Source organism: Actinoallomurus sp. NPDC050550, from assembly GCF_040655075.1.
Classification (GTDB): domain Bacteria; phylum Actinomycetota; class Actinomycetes; order Streptosporangiales; family Streptosporangiaceae; genus Actinoallomurus.
The window spans coordinates 1-14,184 of record NZ_JBFAJC010000059.1 but is presented as its reverse complement, the minus strand read 5'-3'; the positions used below and the strand labels follow the sequence as shown (position 1 = coordinate 14,184).

The following is a 14,184-nucleotide window of genomic DNA, read 5'->3' as shown; positions in this document are numbered from 1 at the left end:
GGGGTTTCTCTCATGTCCGCTCTCGCGCGATGGTGCTACCGCCATCGCCTCGTCGTGGTCCTGTTGTGGCTGGCCGCGCTCGTCGGCCTTGGCGTGCTGTCGCAGACGGCGGGCTCCGCCTACAAAGACGCCTTCTCCCTGCCGGGCACCGAGTCCACGAAGGCCCTGCAACTGCTGCAGAAGTCCCTGCCGGCGCAGTCGGGCGACACGGCGACCGTCGTGTGGCGTGCGGCCGCGGGCGGCACCGTCCGTGACGACGCCGTACGGCGGAAGATGACCGCCACCCTTGCGACGATCTCCAAGCTGCCCTCCGTGACCTCGGTGACCGGCCCGTACGACGGCCGGCGGGGCGCCCGCCAGATCAGCGGGGACGGCCGGACCGCCTACGCCCAGGTCGGCTTCGACAAGACGGGCGACAAGCTGGCCAAGACGGACGTGCAGCGTGTGATCGACACCGCCGAGGCCGCCCGGGGCGACGGCCTCCGCGTCGAGCTCGGCGGCAACCCGATCAGCCAGGTCGAGCGGACCCCGCCCGGCAACTCCGAGCTGATCGGAGTGGCGGTCGCCGCGATCGTCCTGCTGCTCGCCTTCGGGTCGCTGTTCGCGATGCTGCTTCCGATCATCACCGCCATCGCCGGTGTCGGGAGCGGCCTGATGCTCGTCGGCCTGCTCACCCACGTCGTCACCATCGGCCAGATCGGGCCCACACTGGGCGCGCTGATCGGGCTCGGCGTCGGGATCGACTACGCGCTGTTCATCGTCACCCGGCACCGTACCGGCCTGAAGGACGGATTGAGCGTCGAGGAGTCGGTGGTCAAGGCCATCGACACGTCCGGCCGTGCGGTGCTGTTCGCCGGGGGCACCGTGGTGATCGCCCTGCTCGGCCTGTTCGTCCTGGGCATGAGCTTCCTCAACGGCATGGCCATCGCCTCGGCGGTCACCGTGGTGTGCACCGTGCTCGCCGCGATCACACTGCTGCCGGCGATGCTCGGCCTGCTCAAGACGCGGGTGCTCAGTCGCCGCGAACGCCGCCGCCTCGGGGCCCACGCGGGCGGCGCGGCCCGGCCGGACGTCTGGACCCGCTGGGCGGGCGTGGTCGAGCGCCGGCCCCGTACGCTGTCCGCGGTGGCGCTCGTGGTCATCGCGGTGCTGTGCGTGCCGGTGTTCTCCCTGCGTCTCGGCTCCTCCGACGCGGGCAACAACCCGACGTCCACGACGACGCGCCAGGCGTACGATCTGCTGGCCGAGGGCTTCGGCCCGGGTTTCAACGGCCCGCTGCAGCTGATCGCCGAGACGCACGGCGCGGCCGACCAGCAGGCCTTCACCCGCCTGGTCGGCGAGGTGTCCCGTACGCCGGGAGTGGCCGCTGCGGCCCCGATGCCCGCTCAGCCGGGTGCGACGGTCGCCATGGCGCAGGTGATCCCGACGACCTCTCCCCAGTCCGCAAAGACCTCCGACCTGATCGATCGGCTTCGCCACGACGTCGTCCCGGCCGCTGAACGCGGCACGTCGATGCGGGTCTACGTCGGCGGCCCGACGGCGATCTTCGACGACTTCGCGGACGTGCTGACCGGCAAGCTCCCGCTGTTCCTCGGTGTGATCATCACACTCGGGTTCCTGCTGCTCATGCTCGCCTTCCGCAGCCTGCTCGTGCCGGCCATCGCCGCCGTGATGAACGTGCTGGCCGCCGGCGCCTCCTTCGGCGTGGTCGTCGCCTTCTTCCAGTGGGGATGGGGCTCTGAACCGCTCGGCGTGGGCGCCGCCGGTCCGGTCGAGGCGTTCCTCCCGGTGATCATGCTGTCGATCCTGTTCGGCCTGTCAATGGACTACCAGGTGTTCCTCGTCAGCCGGATGCACGAGGAATGGGTGCACAGCGGCGACAACCGCCGGGCCGTCACCGTTGGCCAGGCCCACACCGGCCGGGTCATCACCGCCGCCGCGACCATCATGATCGCGGTGTTCGTCGCCTTCGTCTTCGGGGGCCAGCGCGTCATCGCCGAGTTCGGCATCGGCCTGAGCGCCGCCGTCGCGCTGGACGCGTTCATCCTGCGGACGATCCTCGTCCCGGCCGCGATGCACCTGTTCGGCCGCGCCAACTGGTGGCTGCCCTCCTGGCTGGATCGCCGTCTCCCGCACCTGTCGGTCGACCCGCCGGAGGAACGGCCGATCGACGCCGGCACCCCGTTGGAGCCGGTCTCCCACTGAGGCCCATGGCGGGGCGGTCGGAGACGACCGCCCCGCTTTTCCCATTGCAGGGTTAAAAGACGGTCATTTGACCGAAACAAGGGGTTTTACGGGGAATGGCCGTGAATTGAAGGCGTCCGCGGGAGGTGGTCATGGCGACTTACGAGTACCTCTGCCGTGGCTGCGGCGCCTTCGAGGTACGGCTGGCGCTGGGCACCGCGCCCGCGACTCACGCCTGCCCGAGGTGCGGGCGCGGCGGACGGCGCGTGTTCTCACCACCGGCGCTGGCGCGCACGTCCCCGACCGCACGGGCGAGCCGGGAACGTGAAGAGCAGAGCCGGGAGGCGCCGGAGGTCGTGTCGGAGGTGCCGCCGAACAGGCGCGCGCCCCGGCGGCCGCACCCGGCGCTCGCCCGCCTGCCGCGACCGTGAGCGCGGCCGCCGCCACGCGAGCCACGCGAACGACGGCGGCCGAGGGGTGGACCAGATGGCGAACGTGGGACTTCTTTACGTCGGAGCGGTGCTCTTCATCAACGGGATGATGCTGCTCAAGAAGGTCGACGCCAAGGCCGCGGCGGTGTTCAACCTGTTCGTCGGCACGATGCAGGTGGTCTTTCCGACCGTTCTGATCGCCACGGCGGGACGGGACACCCAGACGATCCTGGCGGCGTCCGGGCTGTACCTGTTCGGGTTCACGTACCTGTACGTCGGGATCGGGCTGCTGGCCGGGCTCGACACCACCGGCGTCGGATACTTCTCGCTGTTCGTGGCCGTGATGGCGCTCGGCTACGCCTACGTGAACTTCCGCGTCCTGCGGAACACGCCGTTCGGGGTCATCTGGCTGTACTGGTCGTTCCTCTGGTTCCTGTTCTTCGTCCTGCTGGGGCTGAAGGTCGAGGGGATCACCACCTACACGGGCTGGGTGACGGCGATCGAAGGCTGGGTCACCGGGGCCATTCCGGCGTTCCTGCTGCTGTCCGGCTACTGGGGCGGGCCCGGGGCGACGGCGATCGCGTTGGCGGTGTTCGCCGTCGTGGTCTTCGGCGCCCTCTGGGTCCTGGTGGGCCCGGGGCACCGTCCCCGCCCGCGGCCCGGCGGCGTGGCGGCACCGGGACGTACCTGACACACCGCCTCCCGATTCGAGATCGTGAATTCGGCAGGGAGTGAGTGACCATGCCAGACGTCGTATTCCACGTGGACCAGTCACGGTCAATGCGTGATCAGAAGATACCCGGCCACAACAGGTGGCATCCGGCCGTCCCGCCCGCCGACTCCGTACGGCCGGGCGATGAGTTCCGGATGGAATGCCGGGAGTGGACCGACTGCCAGATCGGCAACAACAACTCCGCCAACGACGTGCGGGACGTCAACCTGAAGCTGGCTCACATGCTGAGCGGCCCGATCCGGATCGAAGGGGCCGAGCCCGGCGATCTGCTGATCGTCGACATTCTCGACCTCGGGCCCGTTCCGCAGCACGTCGGGGACGCGGCCGGCGAGGGCTGGGGCTACACCGGCGTGTTCGCCAAGGTCAACGGCGGGTCGTTCCTGACCGACTACTACCCGGAGGCCGTCAAGGCGATCTGGGACTTCCACGGTCAGCAGGCCACCTCGCGGCACCTGCCCGGCGTACGGTACACCGGCATCACCCACCCGGGGCTGTTCGGCACCGCGCCGTCGCAGGAACTGCTGGAGCGGTGGAACCGCCGGGAGCAGGCCCTGATCGACACCAATCCCGACCGGGTGCCGCCCCTGGCGCTGCCGCCGGAGCCGGAAGGCGCGCTGGCGGGCCACGCCCACGGCGGCGACGCCGACCGGGTCGCCCGGGAGGGCGCCCGTACGGTGCCGGCCCGCGAGCACGGCGGTAACCAGGACATCAAGAACTTCAGCCGCGGATCCCGCGTGTTCGTGCCCGTCTTCGTCGACGGCGCGAACCTCTCCGCCGGTGACCTGCACTTCAGCCAGGGCGACGGAGAGATCACCTTCTGCGGCGCGATCGAGATGGGAGGCTTCGTCGACTTCCACGTCGACCTGATCAAGGGCGGCATGGAGAAGTACGGAATCAAGAACAACCCGGTCTTCATGCCGGGCAACGTCGAGCCCAGGTACTCGGAGTTCATGAGCTTCGTCGGCATCTCCGTCGATCCCGACGACGACACGAACCTCTACATGGACGCGACGCAGGCCTACAAGTGCGCCTGCCTCAACGCCATCGAGTACCTCAAGAGGTGGGGTTACAGCGGCGAGCAGGCGTACCTGATCCTCGGATCCGCGCCGGTCGAAGGGCGGATCAGCGGGATCGTCGACATCCCGAACGCGTGCTGCACGCTGTACCTGCCTACGGCGATCTTCGACTTCGACATCCGTCCCACCGGGGACGGTCCGCGAAGCGCCAACCGTGGGGCGTGCGCCGTCACCTCCTGACCGGCCGTGGACGGTGCGCCGTCCTGAACGCGATCGTGGCGCCGGAGCCCGGGGGGTCCGGCGCCACGCCATGCCCGGCCAACCCGACGTGGGCGGCCGAACCGTCTCCTTCTGCGGACCTCCGCGCGGCAAAGGCCGCCGGCGGAGCGAGCGTCAGCGGCGGGCGCCCAGCGCGGCGGGGGAGAGGTAGCGCCGCTCGACGTCGTCCAGGGCGCTTCGGATCCCGCCGACGGCGACGGCGGTGTCGCCGAGTGCGGACAGCGCGAGCCGGGGTCGTACGAGGGCGCGGCGGCGGAGATGCCGCTCGACGACCGTCAGCAGCCGCTCGCCGGCGCGGGACACGCCTCCGCCGATCACGATGAGTTCCGGGTCGATGAGCAGGCAGGCGGCGGCGAGGCCGCGGGCGAAGCGGGCGGCGATCTGGTCGATGATCGATTCGGCGAGCGCGCTGCCGGCCGACGCGGCGTCGAACAGCGCGGCCGCGTCGTCGTGCGGCCTGGCCCGCAGCATGACCTCCGTCAGCCGGGCGTCGCCCCGACCTTCCGCCTCCGCGAGCGCGAGTTCGATGATGGCGGCGGCGCCGACCTGGCGTTCGAACGGTCCCATCGTGTCCCGGGTGATGGCGCCGTCGGCTCCGGGGTGCTCGGCGAGGTCGAGGAAGCCGATCTCGCCGGCCGCCGCGTTCGCCCCCTGGAGCAGCCGGCCGTCGATCATGATGCCCGCGCCCACGCGGGCGCCCCACTGCACGAACACGAGGTTCTCCGTCGCCGTCGCGGTCCCGCGCCAGCGCTCGGCGAGGACGGCGAGGTTGACGTCGTTGTGGACGGCGATCGGGCAGGCGAGGAGCGAGCGGAGCTCGGCGGCGACGGGGAGGGAGGCCCAGCCGGGGATGCTCGGAGCCAGCGTGACCGTTCCCGTCCCGGGGTCGACGAGTCCCGGGCTGCCGATCGCCGCGGACAGCACCTCGTCGGCCGGAACGCCGGCCTCGGCCAGGACGTCGGTGGCGATGCCGAGGAGAGCCCGGAGGACGTCCTCCCCGCGGCGGAGCCGGTGGGTGTCGTGGCGCCGCTCGGCGATCACGTTGCCGTCCAGGTCGGCGACCATGGCGAGGATCTTGTGCGGTCCGACGTCGGCGCCGAGGACGTGGCCCGCGCCGGACCGGAACCGGATGACGGCGGCGGGGCGGCCGATCCTGCCCTCGCGGCCGGCCCCGGATTCCTCGCCCTGATCGGCGTCCTCCGCCCAGCCTTCGGCGCGCAGCGCCTCGATGGCCCGGGTCACGGCGGGCCGGGACAGGCCGGTGGCCGTGACCAGGTCCGCGACGCGCTGGGGTCCGCCCGCGCGCAGCGCGTCGAGCACCGTCACGACGTTGATCCGCCGCAGCACGTGTGGCCCTGTACCGACCGGCACCGACTCACTCGTCAAAAGATCACCTCTTGACCGATGGTCTCGTGGGCGTTTTAGTTACGAACGATACGTTACTAAATCCCCGCCGAGCCGTCCGGTACCTGGAGAAGACCGGCGTTTCCCCCTCCGCCGTTCCGCGTCTTCCGCCCCAGAAGGCAGGTTCGCCATGCGATCGTTCCTCCGCCGTGCCCTAGCGCTCGCCGTGCCCCCGGTGCTGGCGCTGGGCCTCGTCACCCCCGGATGGGCCGCGGCCCCCGGGCCCGCACGCTCCCGGCCGGGGTCGCCCGCGCTCGTCCAGGCGACGACCGGCGCCTCCGGTTACGGAAATCCCTACAACGACTACCGGCGCTCCCCGTATGGGGTGATGCAGACCCCGCAGGAGCAGCAGTCCCTGCCGCCGGTCAAGGACGACCCGAACGAACCGTTCGACTGGTACCGCTATCCCCGCGCCGCCATCGGGGTGTACGGCGGACCGGAACGGTCCATCATCACCCCCGAGGGCTACCTGCAGAACGAGTACGGCGCCCTCACGTTCGCCACCGGAGACTCCCGGACCCCCGTGAACCAGCGGGTCAAGACCTGGGTGGACGGCTACCTGCCGATCATGTCGGAGCAGTTCGACTCCGGCGGAGTCCAGCACGCGATCCGGTTCTTCGCCGCCAAGGTGCCGGGCGTCGCCAAGCTTCCCTTCACCCAGCCGTACGGCCTGCCGGCGAAGAAGGTGACGGCCGACGTCGACAACATGGTGAACTTCGTCAAGGTCAGTCTCACCAACCCGGGCTCGTCGCCGGTCACACACCGGTTCTCGGCGACCCTCGACGTCACCAAGGGCATCGGTGCCCTGAACGGCAACTCCGGTCCGAGCAAGCCCGCCTCGCCGGGCTGGGACGACGACCACCGCGTCTACGGAGGCGACGGGAAGCTCCTCCTGCTCTCCGGGCAGGCGCCCAGCGGCACCGACGGCGCCACTCAGGACTATGACGTCGCGCTCCAGCCCCACCAGACCCGCACGCTCACGTTCGCGATGCCGTACTTCGTCGGGCAGGACTCCGACACGGCGCCGATCAAGGGCGCGGACTACGACGGGTACGAGCAACAGACCGCGCAGTTCTGGCACAAGACCCTCGACCAGGCCGGGACGGTCCTGCAGGTCCCCGGCAGCGGCGCCGAGACCAAGGTGCTGGACGCCTACAAGGCAAACCTGGCGTTCTCCCTGATCCTGATGAACGTCATCGACGGCCGGTACTACTGGAACGCCAACCCGACCATCTACGCCCACTACTGGCTGCGCGACACGGCCTTCGACATCGACGGCATCCTGAACGCCGGCTTCACCGACGTCGCCAAGCAGGTCACGCTCGAGATGCTCGACTGGCAGTCCGACTCGGGCCAGTTCATCTCCCAGTCGGGACAGTACGACGGCAACGGGGAGGCCCTGTGGGCCTTCGCCAACTACTACGAACGCACCCATGACACCGAGTTCGCCCGCCAGGTCTGGCCCGCCGTCCAGCGGGCGATGGGCTGGGAGTGGCAGGTCCGCCGGCAGTACTGGCAGTCCGACGACGGCCTGTTCCCCGCCTCCACGATGAAGGACGACGAAGGTGTCCGTGGGCACGTCCTCACGTACGACCTGTGGAACATCGCCGGCGAGGAGGGGGCCGCGAAGATCGCCGAGGCGGTCGGCGACGGCGCGACCGCCGCGACGTGGAAACAGCGCCGCACGCAGTACATCGGCATCCTGCGCTCCAAGCTCGCCCCGCAGGTGAAAAAGCTGGGCGTCATCCCGCCGACGACCGAGGGCATGGCGGCGCCGGGCGTCCGCGACGGCTGGTACGGCGGCGTGTACGGGATCGACTGGGGCAACCTCGAGGCCGTCTGGCCCGCGAACGCCTTCCGTCCGAACGACCCGTGGATCACCAAGAGCCTGGCCACCTGGCGGGGCAAGACGTTCGAGGGGATCTTCGGCTACCCGTCCGGCGGCGTGGAGAGCACCCTGCACTCCTACACGCCGATGTCCTTGTCGATCACCGATATCCTCCGCGGCGACCAGGACGCGGCCCTGTCGTCGCTGTACTCCCTGCTGACGCACACGTCGGCCGCGCACATGGCCTCGGAGGGCATGGCCTCGGCCCAGCGCTGGGGATGGTCCTCCACCGATCAGACCCAGCCGCACGCCGAGTTCGCCGGCAAGTACCTGACGTTCCTGCGCGACATGCTCGCCTACGAGGCGTCGGACGGATCCCTGCACCTCGCCAACGTCTGGTCGCCCCAGTCGAGCAGGCCCGGCCAGACCGTGGGGCTTCAGCGGGGAGACCGACTTCGGGCCGATGTCCTACACCGCCGCCGTCGACGGGAAGGGCGCCACGATGCGCCTCACACCGCCGACTCGCGGCACCCCGGACCACCTCGCGATCTCGGCGCCGGCCGGGACCGTCCTCACCTCGGTGACCGTGGACGGCCGCCACACCGGCCGGATCTCCGGGAACCAGGTCACCCTGACGTCGCCCCGGAAGGCGAGCGTGATCCGGCTGAACTGGACGAGGACACGGTCCGTGCCGCAGCTCGGCGTCGCCCGCGCGGTCGCCGACTACGAGGCGAACTACCAGCGGATGACCTCGCCGGCCGATGCCACGGTCACCGCCGTCAGGTCCGACCACCGCGCCATCGAGGCGGGCGCGCCGCTGACGGTCACCGGGACGGTGGTCAACAACGGGGGAGCGGGCTACCTCGCCGACCCCCGCGTCGTGCTCTACGTGAACGGCCAGGCGACCCAGACCGACACGACGACGTTCGCCCGGGGGATCGGGTTCACCACCCCCGCGCGGATCGTCTCCTTCGGCCACCACGACGAGGGCACCGTGCCCGTGGTGTTCTCCCCGCAGCTGTGCGCTCCGGGCCACTACACGATCGGCATCGGGCTCGGATCGGCCGCGCCCACCCACACCGTCGAGGTGGACGTCCGCGCCCCGTCGAAGGCCACGCCGCCGACGGCGACGGTCGAGCTGTCGCCCGGCTCGCCGTACGTCGACGGCGGCGGCAAGGCCACCGTCACCGGCAAGGTCACCAACACCGGCTGTCTCGCCGTGACGGGAACGAAGGTGACCCTCGCCGCGCCGGACGGCTGGACGGCGACGCCGCAGGACCCGGCCGAGCTCGGCACCATCGAGCCGGGCGCCTCGGCGACCGCGTCCTGGACGCTCACCCCGCCCGCGACGCTTCCGGACCCCGACACGACCGTGAGCGTCGGCGCCTCGGCGACCTTCGCGGACGGCCCCGGCGGCACCGGGAAGGCGGACGGTTCGACGACCTTCACCGCCTTCGCGGCACCGTCGGCCGACTATCGCACCGTCGCGGGCACCGCCACCCACGTCGGGCAGCTCGGCGACCGGTTCGCCGTCTTCGCCGACGGTAAGGACCAGTGGGGGCGCACCGACCAGTTCGGCGCCCTCTACCGCAAGGGCGCGGGCAAGGAGGCCATGACGGTGACCACCAAGGTCACGCGGCAGGACCCGACGGGCGTCTGGGCCAAGGCCGGCATCGTCGTCCGCAACGACCTGTCCGCCAAGAGTCCCGGCTACGTGATCCTGGCCGCCACGCCCGCGAACGGCGTCGTCATGCAGTGGGACGCCAATGGGGACGGTTACCTGGACACCACCCTGAACACCGGGTTCTCCGGTTACCCCGTGCAGCTCAAACTCGTGCGGTCCGGGGCGACCTTCACCGGGTCGTTCAGCCTCGACGGCAAGACCTGGCAGCAGGTCGCCACCGCCCAGGTGCCGAGCGCGGCGGCCACCCAGGACGTCGGCCTCTCGGCGGCGGCCGTCACCGGGGACGCCTCAGGCAAGATCTCCGGCGCGGAGTTCACCGGCTTCGGAATCGAGTAACGCAGAGCCGGCACGGGCGCCCGCCCCTCCCGCGACCCGGGAGGCGCGGGCGCCCGTCCCGTAGGCCATGAGCGCCCCGGAGCCGGGGGACCAACGCGCCGGCGCTCGTACCGCCCTTGGCTGGCGGGTATGGCCCTGAACAGGGACTCCGGGAAGGAGGCTGTGACATGACATTGTTCTTGGCCCTCATCATCGTGGCGATCGGGCTCGGCATCGCCGGAGTCGCGGTGGAAGGCCTCTTCTACCTACTGATCATCGGCATTCTGGTCTTCCTGGCCGACCTGGTGCTCGGCGGGATCCTGATCGGCCGCTGGCACGGTGCCCGCACCGCACGCTGACCCGCAGGGCGGTCATCCGGTCGCCGAGCACGCGCCGGTCACCAGTGGACGGGTAGGTCGACCAGTCCGCGCATGAGGATGCCGGGCCGCCAGACCAGCGCGTCGGCGGGGACGGTCAGGTGCAGCTCGGGCAGCAGGGTCAGTAGCGTGTCGAAGGCGACCTGGCCTTCCACCCGGGCCAGCGGAGCGCCGACGCAGAAGTGGATGCCGTGGCCGAAGGCGACGTGCCCGCCGTCGGTGCGGTCGATGTCGAGGCGGTCCGGGTTGGCGTAGCGGTCGGGGTCGCGGTTGGCCGAGGCGAGCGAGGCGAATACCAGTTCCCCGGCCGGGATGGTGACCCCGCCGATCTCCACCGGCTCGGTGGTGACCCGGGGCGTGCTGCCCGCGAGCGGGCTCTCAAACCGCAGGAACTCCTCCACCGCCGCCGGTATCAAGCTGCGGTCGGCGCGCAGCCGGGCGTACGTGTCCGGGTGGGTGAGCAGCAGGTAGACGCCGTTGCCGATCAGGTTCACGGTCGTCTCGAAGCCGGCCAGTAGCAGCAGGAATGCCATGGACAGCAGTTCCGGCTCGCTGAGCCGGTCGTCCTCGCCCCGCACCGCGACCAGATCCGACAGCAGGTCGTCACCGGGGTGGCGTCGTTTATCCACGATCAACGCCGCGAGGTAGTCGGTCATGTGGTCCCGTGCGGCCATCAGACTGTCCGGCGTGGGCGGGGCGACCATCGCGCCGGTCCAGGCCCGGAACGCGTCGCGGTCCGCGGTCGGCACGCCGACCAGTTCGCAGAAAACCGTGATCGGCAACGGGAACGAGAAGTCGGCCACCAGGTCGGCCCGCCCCCGGCCGGCCGTCCGGCGCACCAGCTCCTCGGCGATCTCGCGGATCCGCGGGCGCAACCCCTCGACCCGTCCGCTGGTGAAGACCTTGGCCACCAGCCGGCGCAGCCGGGTGTGCGTCGGCGGGTCGGCATTCAGCATGTGGAAGGCGACCCGCCGGCGCTCCGGCGGCAGCAGGTTGTACCCCAGGTCGACCGGGACTTCGTCGAGGCTCTTGGACAGCCTCGGGTCGGCGAGCACCTGCCGGACGTCGGCGTACCGCGTCACCAGCCAGCCGCGCCCGGTGGGCAGCTCGATCGGCCGCACCGGTGCCTCCCGACGCAACTTGTCGAAGACCGGGTACGGGTCGGCTTTGAACTCGGCCGCGAACAGGTTAGGGCCGGAAATGGCGGTCACGTCACGTTCTCCTTCCAGGCGGTGATGGCGCGCTCGACCAGCACGGCGTAGCGCGCGTTGTGCAGCACGCCCATGGGGTCGAGGTCGTCGAAGTGCACGAGAGCCCGGGCGGCGTTACCCGTACGGGACCCGGGATGCCTCGGTAACGGTCCGGCTCATGTCAGCTCCGGAAGAATCGTCGGGTCGGTCGTGAGCGTTCGCAGGTGGCCCAGCAGGGCGCGGCGGGAGTGCCGGCAGGTCACCGCGGCTCCGCGGACGGGCGCCTGCATCGCGGCATAGACACCGAGGGAGTCGATTAGATAGGCGAGGTCGGCGGGGTCGGTCTCAGGGGGGAGATCGCCGACCTCGACCGATTGTTCAGCCAGCCCGGTCAAAAACCCCATCCAGTCAGTCAATTCCGCCACGAGCCGCTCGCGAACGGCTCCGGGACGGGCGTTGTACTCGAAATAGGAGTTCGCGAAAAAGCAGCCACCGGGCAGCTTCTCTGACTCATACAACGCCATTCGCTGGTCGTGTGCGGCCCACAACCGGCGCACGCCGCGCGGCGCCTCCAGTGCCGGGTGGATCACCTCCGTGACCCACTGCTGCCGAGCGTGTTCGATCACCGCGAGCTGGAGCGCCTCCTTGGAGGGCCAGTGCGCGAAGAGGCCGGACTTGCTGAGGTTAAGCGTGTCGGCGAGCCGGGCCAGGGACAGCCCGTCCAGGCCCTCGACCGAGGCCAGTCGCAGAGTGCGGTCGAGCACGGCGACACGGGTGCGCTCGCCGCGGCGCAGTCGACCATCCTTGATCATGATTGGAAGATACTGACCGACCGGTCGTATAGTCAACTGCATCGGGTGTGCGGGTTCACCTGGAACGCGAGGAGTCGACGACGCGGTTCCGGTACGAACTCCTTCTCGCCCCGGAGCTTGAGGCTCACCGGCCCGTGATCGTAGAGCGCATCGCCCGCTCGCCGGTGCGATCCACGCTGAGCAAGCCGTTGGTCTTCGAACCGGCCTGACCGGGCTCGCTTCAGGCGACGTTGGCCTTGGTGACGACCCCCAGGTCCGGCTGGCGGTGTCGAGCAGGAAATGTATCCCCAGGCGGTGCCTCTGTCGTGCCGGGTATCGCGGCACTTCGTCAGTGGCATGCGGTTTACTCCTGCGATGGACACAGACCAGCTTGTCAAGGCCGTCCACCAGTTGGCCTGGGTGGACACCGGGGAACTGCGATGCGCGGAAGCGGGGCACGCGGCGGGGCACGTGTGCCTCGCGGTTTCGGCAGGTGCCAGCCTGTCCGTGCTGCTGGAGGAGTTGCGTAAGTGGTACGGGCGACCACGCACGCTCGTGATGGACGGACACCGCGACCCGGCGGTCACCGGACGGAGCGGGCTGCCGCTGCTTGAGCCGTTCGGGGAGCGGCTGGTCGAGATCCATGCGTGGGCGTGCCGCGGCCGGTGGATCGGCTGCGGCACGACCCGCACCGACGATGACCTGCGGCTCATCCTGCTCCTCGCCGAGCGGGCCGAGCCAGCCATGGACGGCCTCCCGGAAGGCGTTTCTTGGGCGGACCGGGTCGTCGCCGTTACGGGCTCGGATACGGACCTGACGAATCCGGTCGACTGGGCAGCGGTCGAGCATCGGATGGGGACCGCACTACCGGGCGATTACAAGAGGCTGGCCGAGCTCTTCGGATCGGGTGCCTTCGACGCGTACCTTCGGTTCTACGTCCCCAACGCCGGAATCTCGAGTTTCGACATCGTCCGGCATACCGAGCAACTGGCCCAGTGGGTCAAGGAGAACGACAGCCGACAATGGAAGCCGTATGAGGTGTTCCCGACGCCGGGTGGGCTGCTGGAGTGGGCGAGCTCCGAACAGGGCCATAGTTTCTACTGGCTTACCGAGGGCCCCGATCCTGACAAGTGGCCCATCCTTGCGACGGAGGACGACTACCGCGTATGGGAGCGGTTCGAGGGCTCCACCGCCGAGTTCATCTACCGCATGCTCACCGATCCAAATCATCCTTTCTCGACCGCGCGCTACTTCGATATCCACTGGTTCTTCGGCTATTAGAGTCGCGAGAGCCTTGCGTCATTGGGGAGAGTACAGCCGACCGGGCCGCTACCCGCCGGCCGAGGCCGCGAAGGCCCACGCGGACATCGAGTCGCGCACGACCACCGGGAAGCTCCTGCTGATCCCGTGACCGGTGGCTGCGCGGTGTACAACGAATGTCCTGCGTCAGGTCGGCCGTCACAGGCCAGGCGCGGTTTCGCGAAAATGATCATGGCATGTGCGGATCTGGGTGATCATGAAGGGGTGAGCGAAGGCAGCGGCATCGACGTGACCATTCCGAGCACCGCGCGTATCTATGACTTCCTGCTGGACGGCAAGGACAACAAGTGACCTATGGCTGGCCTGGGCATTCCTGGCCGTTCCGGCGCAATCCGGTGCGGGCGGGTCTGTCCAGGTCAGTCGGTGTTTTGGGGGTCGTGTCGTGCGGGTCGATTCGGGTCTGCTGGGGAGCGTTCCGGCCCGTTCGGTTGACGTGGTGATGACGGGGCGACGGGCTGGTCATCGCGTGTCATCGGGGGTGTTGACCGGTCGCGGTGGGGTGCTGCCGGATGAGGTCAAGCGGCGCGGGCGTTGGGTGGGCGGCCCGATGGGACGCGCCCGTTCCGCTCGTACTGATCACTTCGTTCTACGAGCCGGTCGGGTCACTGGCACGACCGGAGGGGCCCGCCGAC

Annotated in this window: 15 protein-coding genes and 1 pseudogene; 10 read left to right on the top strand and 6 right to left on the bottom strand. The window is 69.9% G+C overall.

Annotated features, from left to right (window positions below; all coding sequences use genetic code 11):
• Positions 1-12 precede the first annotated feature (12 nt).
• The 4 genes from AB0I04_RS45505 (at position 13) to fmdA (ending at position 4,604) form a co-directional block, all read left to right on the top strand.
• Positions 13-2,205, top strand: coding sequence for an MMPL family transporter (locus tag AB0I04_RS45505; protein ID WP_360899628.1), 2,193 nt, complete (start codon positions 13-15; stop codon positions 2,203-2,205).
• A gap of 131 nt (positions 2,206-2,336) precedes the next feature.
• The gene (locus AB0I04_RS45500; protein ID WP_360899625.1) at positions 2,337-2,615 is read left to right on the top strand and encodes an FmdB family zinc ribbon protein; all 279 of its coding nucleotides are present in this window, start codon (positions 2,337-2,339) and stop codon (positions 2,613-2,615) included.
• A gap of 55 nt (positions 2,616-2,670) precedes the next feature.
• Positions 2,671-3,306 carry an AmiS/UreI family transporter gene (locus AB0I04_RS45495; RefSeq protein ID WP_360899622.1) on the top strand — a complete coding sequence of 212 codons (636 nt, stop codon included), beginning with the start codon at positions 2,671-2,673 and terminating at the stop codon, positions 3,304-3,306.
• A gap of 50 nt (positions 3,307-3,356) precedes the next feature.
• Positions 3,357-4,604, top strand: coding sequence for a formamidase (gene fmdA, locus AB0I04_RS45490; protein WP_360899619.1), 1,248 nt, complete (start codon positions 3,357-3,359; stop codon positions 4,602-4,604).
• A gap of 153 nt (positions 4,605-4,757) precedes the next feature.
• Here fmdA and AB0I04_RS45485 read toward each other — a convergent pair whose 3' ends face one another.
• The 4 genes from AB0I04_RS45485 to AB0I04_RS45470 form a co-directional block, all read right to left on the bottom strand.
• Positions 4,758-6,029, bottom strand: a complete 1,272-nt coding sequence (locus tag AB0I04_RS45485) for an ROK family transcriptional regulator (protein ID WP_360899616.1) — start codon at positions 6,027-6,029, stop codon at positions 4,758-4,760.
• 573 nt (positions 6,030-6,602) lie between these two features.
• Positions 6,603-6,782: a hypothetical protein gene (locus tag AB0I04_RS45480; protein ID WP_360899613.1), complete on the bottom strand. Its 180-nt coding sequence runs from the start codon at positions 6,780-6,782 to the stop codon at positions 6,603-6,605.
• Positions 6,783-7,466: 684 nt separating this feature from the next.
• Positions 7,467-7,955: a hypothetical protein gene (locus AB0I04_RS45475; RefSeq protein ID WP_360899610.1), complete on the bottom strand. Its 489-nt coding sequence runs from the start codon at positions 7,953-7,955 to the stop codon at positions 7,467-7,469.
• A 57-nt stretch (positions 7,956-8,012) separates the two neighbouring features.
• Positions 8,013-8,165 carry a hypothetical protein gene (locus AB0I04_RS45470; RefSeq protein WP_360899607.1) on the bottom strand — a complete coding sequence of 51 codons (153 nt, stop codon included), beginning with the start codon at positions 8,163-8,165 and terminating at the stop codon, positions 8,013-8,015.
• A 173-nt stretch (positions 8,166-8,338) separates the two neighbouring features.
• Between AB0I04_RS45470 and AB0I04_RS45465 the strand changes: the two are divergent.
• The 3 genes and pseudogenes from AB0I04_RS45465 to AB0I04_RS45455 form a co-directional block, all read left to right on the top strand.
• A pseudogene (locus AB0I04_RS45465) lies at positions 8,339-9,202 on the top strand (NEW3 domain-containing protein); the annotation flags it as partial.
• 45 nt (positions 9,203-9,247) lie between these two features.
• The gene (locus tag AB0I04_RS45460) at positions 9,248-9,895 is read left to right on the top strand and encodes a hypothetical protein (RefSeq protein ID WP_360899757.1); all 648 of its coding nucleotides are present in this window, start codon (positions 9,248-9,250) and stop codon (positions 9,893-9,895) included.
• A gap of 167 nt (positions 9,896-10,062) precedes the next feature.
• Positions 10,063-10,233, top strand: coding sequence for a hypothetical protein (locus tag AB0I04_RS45455; protein WP_360899604.1), 171 nt, complete (start codon positions 10,063-10,065; stop codon positions 10,231-10,233).
• A gap of 38 nt (positions 10,234-10,271) precedes the next feature.
• Here AB0I04_RS45455 and AB0I04_RS45450 read toward each other — a convergent pair whose 3' ends face one another.
• Together AB0I04_RS45450 and AB0I04_RS45445 are read right to left on the bottom strand one after the other, a co-directional pair.
• Positions 10,272-11,462 carry a cytochrome P450 gene (locus AB0I04_RS45450; protein WP_360899601.1) on the bottom strand — a complete coding sequence of 397 codons (1,191 nt, stop codon included), beginning with the start codon at positions 11,460-11,462 and terminating at the stop codon, positions 10,272-10,274.
• A 155-nt stretch (positions 11,463-11,617) separates the two neighbouring features.
• Positions 11,618-12,253 carry a TetR/AcrR family transcriptional regulator gene (locus AB0I04_RS45445; protein WP_360899598.1) on the bottom strand — a complete coding sequence of 212 codons (636 nt, stop codon included), beginning with the start codon at positions 12,251-12,253 and terminating at the stop codon, positions 11,618-11,620.
• 47 nt (positions 12,254-12,300) lie between these two features.
• Between AB0I04_RS45445 and AB0I04_RS45440 the strand changes: the two genes are divergently transcribed.
• The 3 genes from AB0I04_RS45440 to AB0I04_RS45430 all read left to right on the top strand — a co-directional run bounded on the left by AB0I04_RS45440 (position 12,301) and on the right by AB0I04_RS45430 (position 13,843).
• Positions 12,301-12,462, top strand: a complete 162-nt coding sequence (locus AB0I04_RS45440; RefSeq protein ID WP_360899595.1) for a hypothetical protein — start codon at positions 12,301-12,303, stop codon at positions 12,460-12,462.
• 145 nt (positions 12,463-12,607) lie between these two features.
• Complete coding sequence (locus AB0I04_RS45435) at positions 12,608-13,513, top strand: hypothetical protein (RefSeq protein WP_360899592.1); 906 nt, start codon at positions 12,608-12,610, stop codon at positions 13,511-13,513.
• Between the two features lie 126 nt (positions 13,514-13,639).
• Positions 13,640-13,843 (top strand): hypothetical protein, encoded by a 204-nt coding sequence (locus AB0I04_RS45430; protein WP_360899589.1) that lies wholly within the window; start codon positions 13,640-13,642, stop codon positions 13,841-13,843.
• The last annotated feature ends 341 nt before the right edge of the window (positions 13,844-14,184 follow it).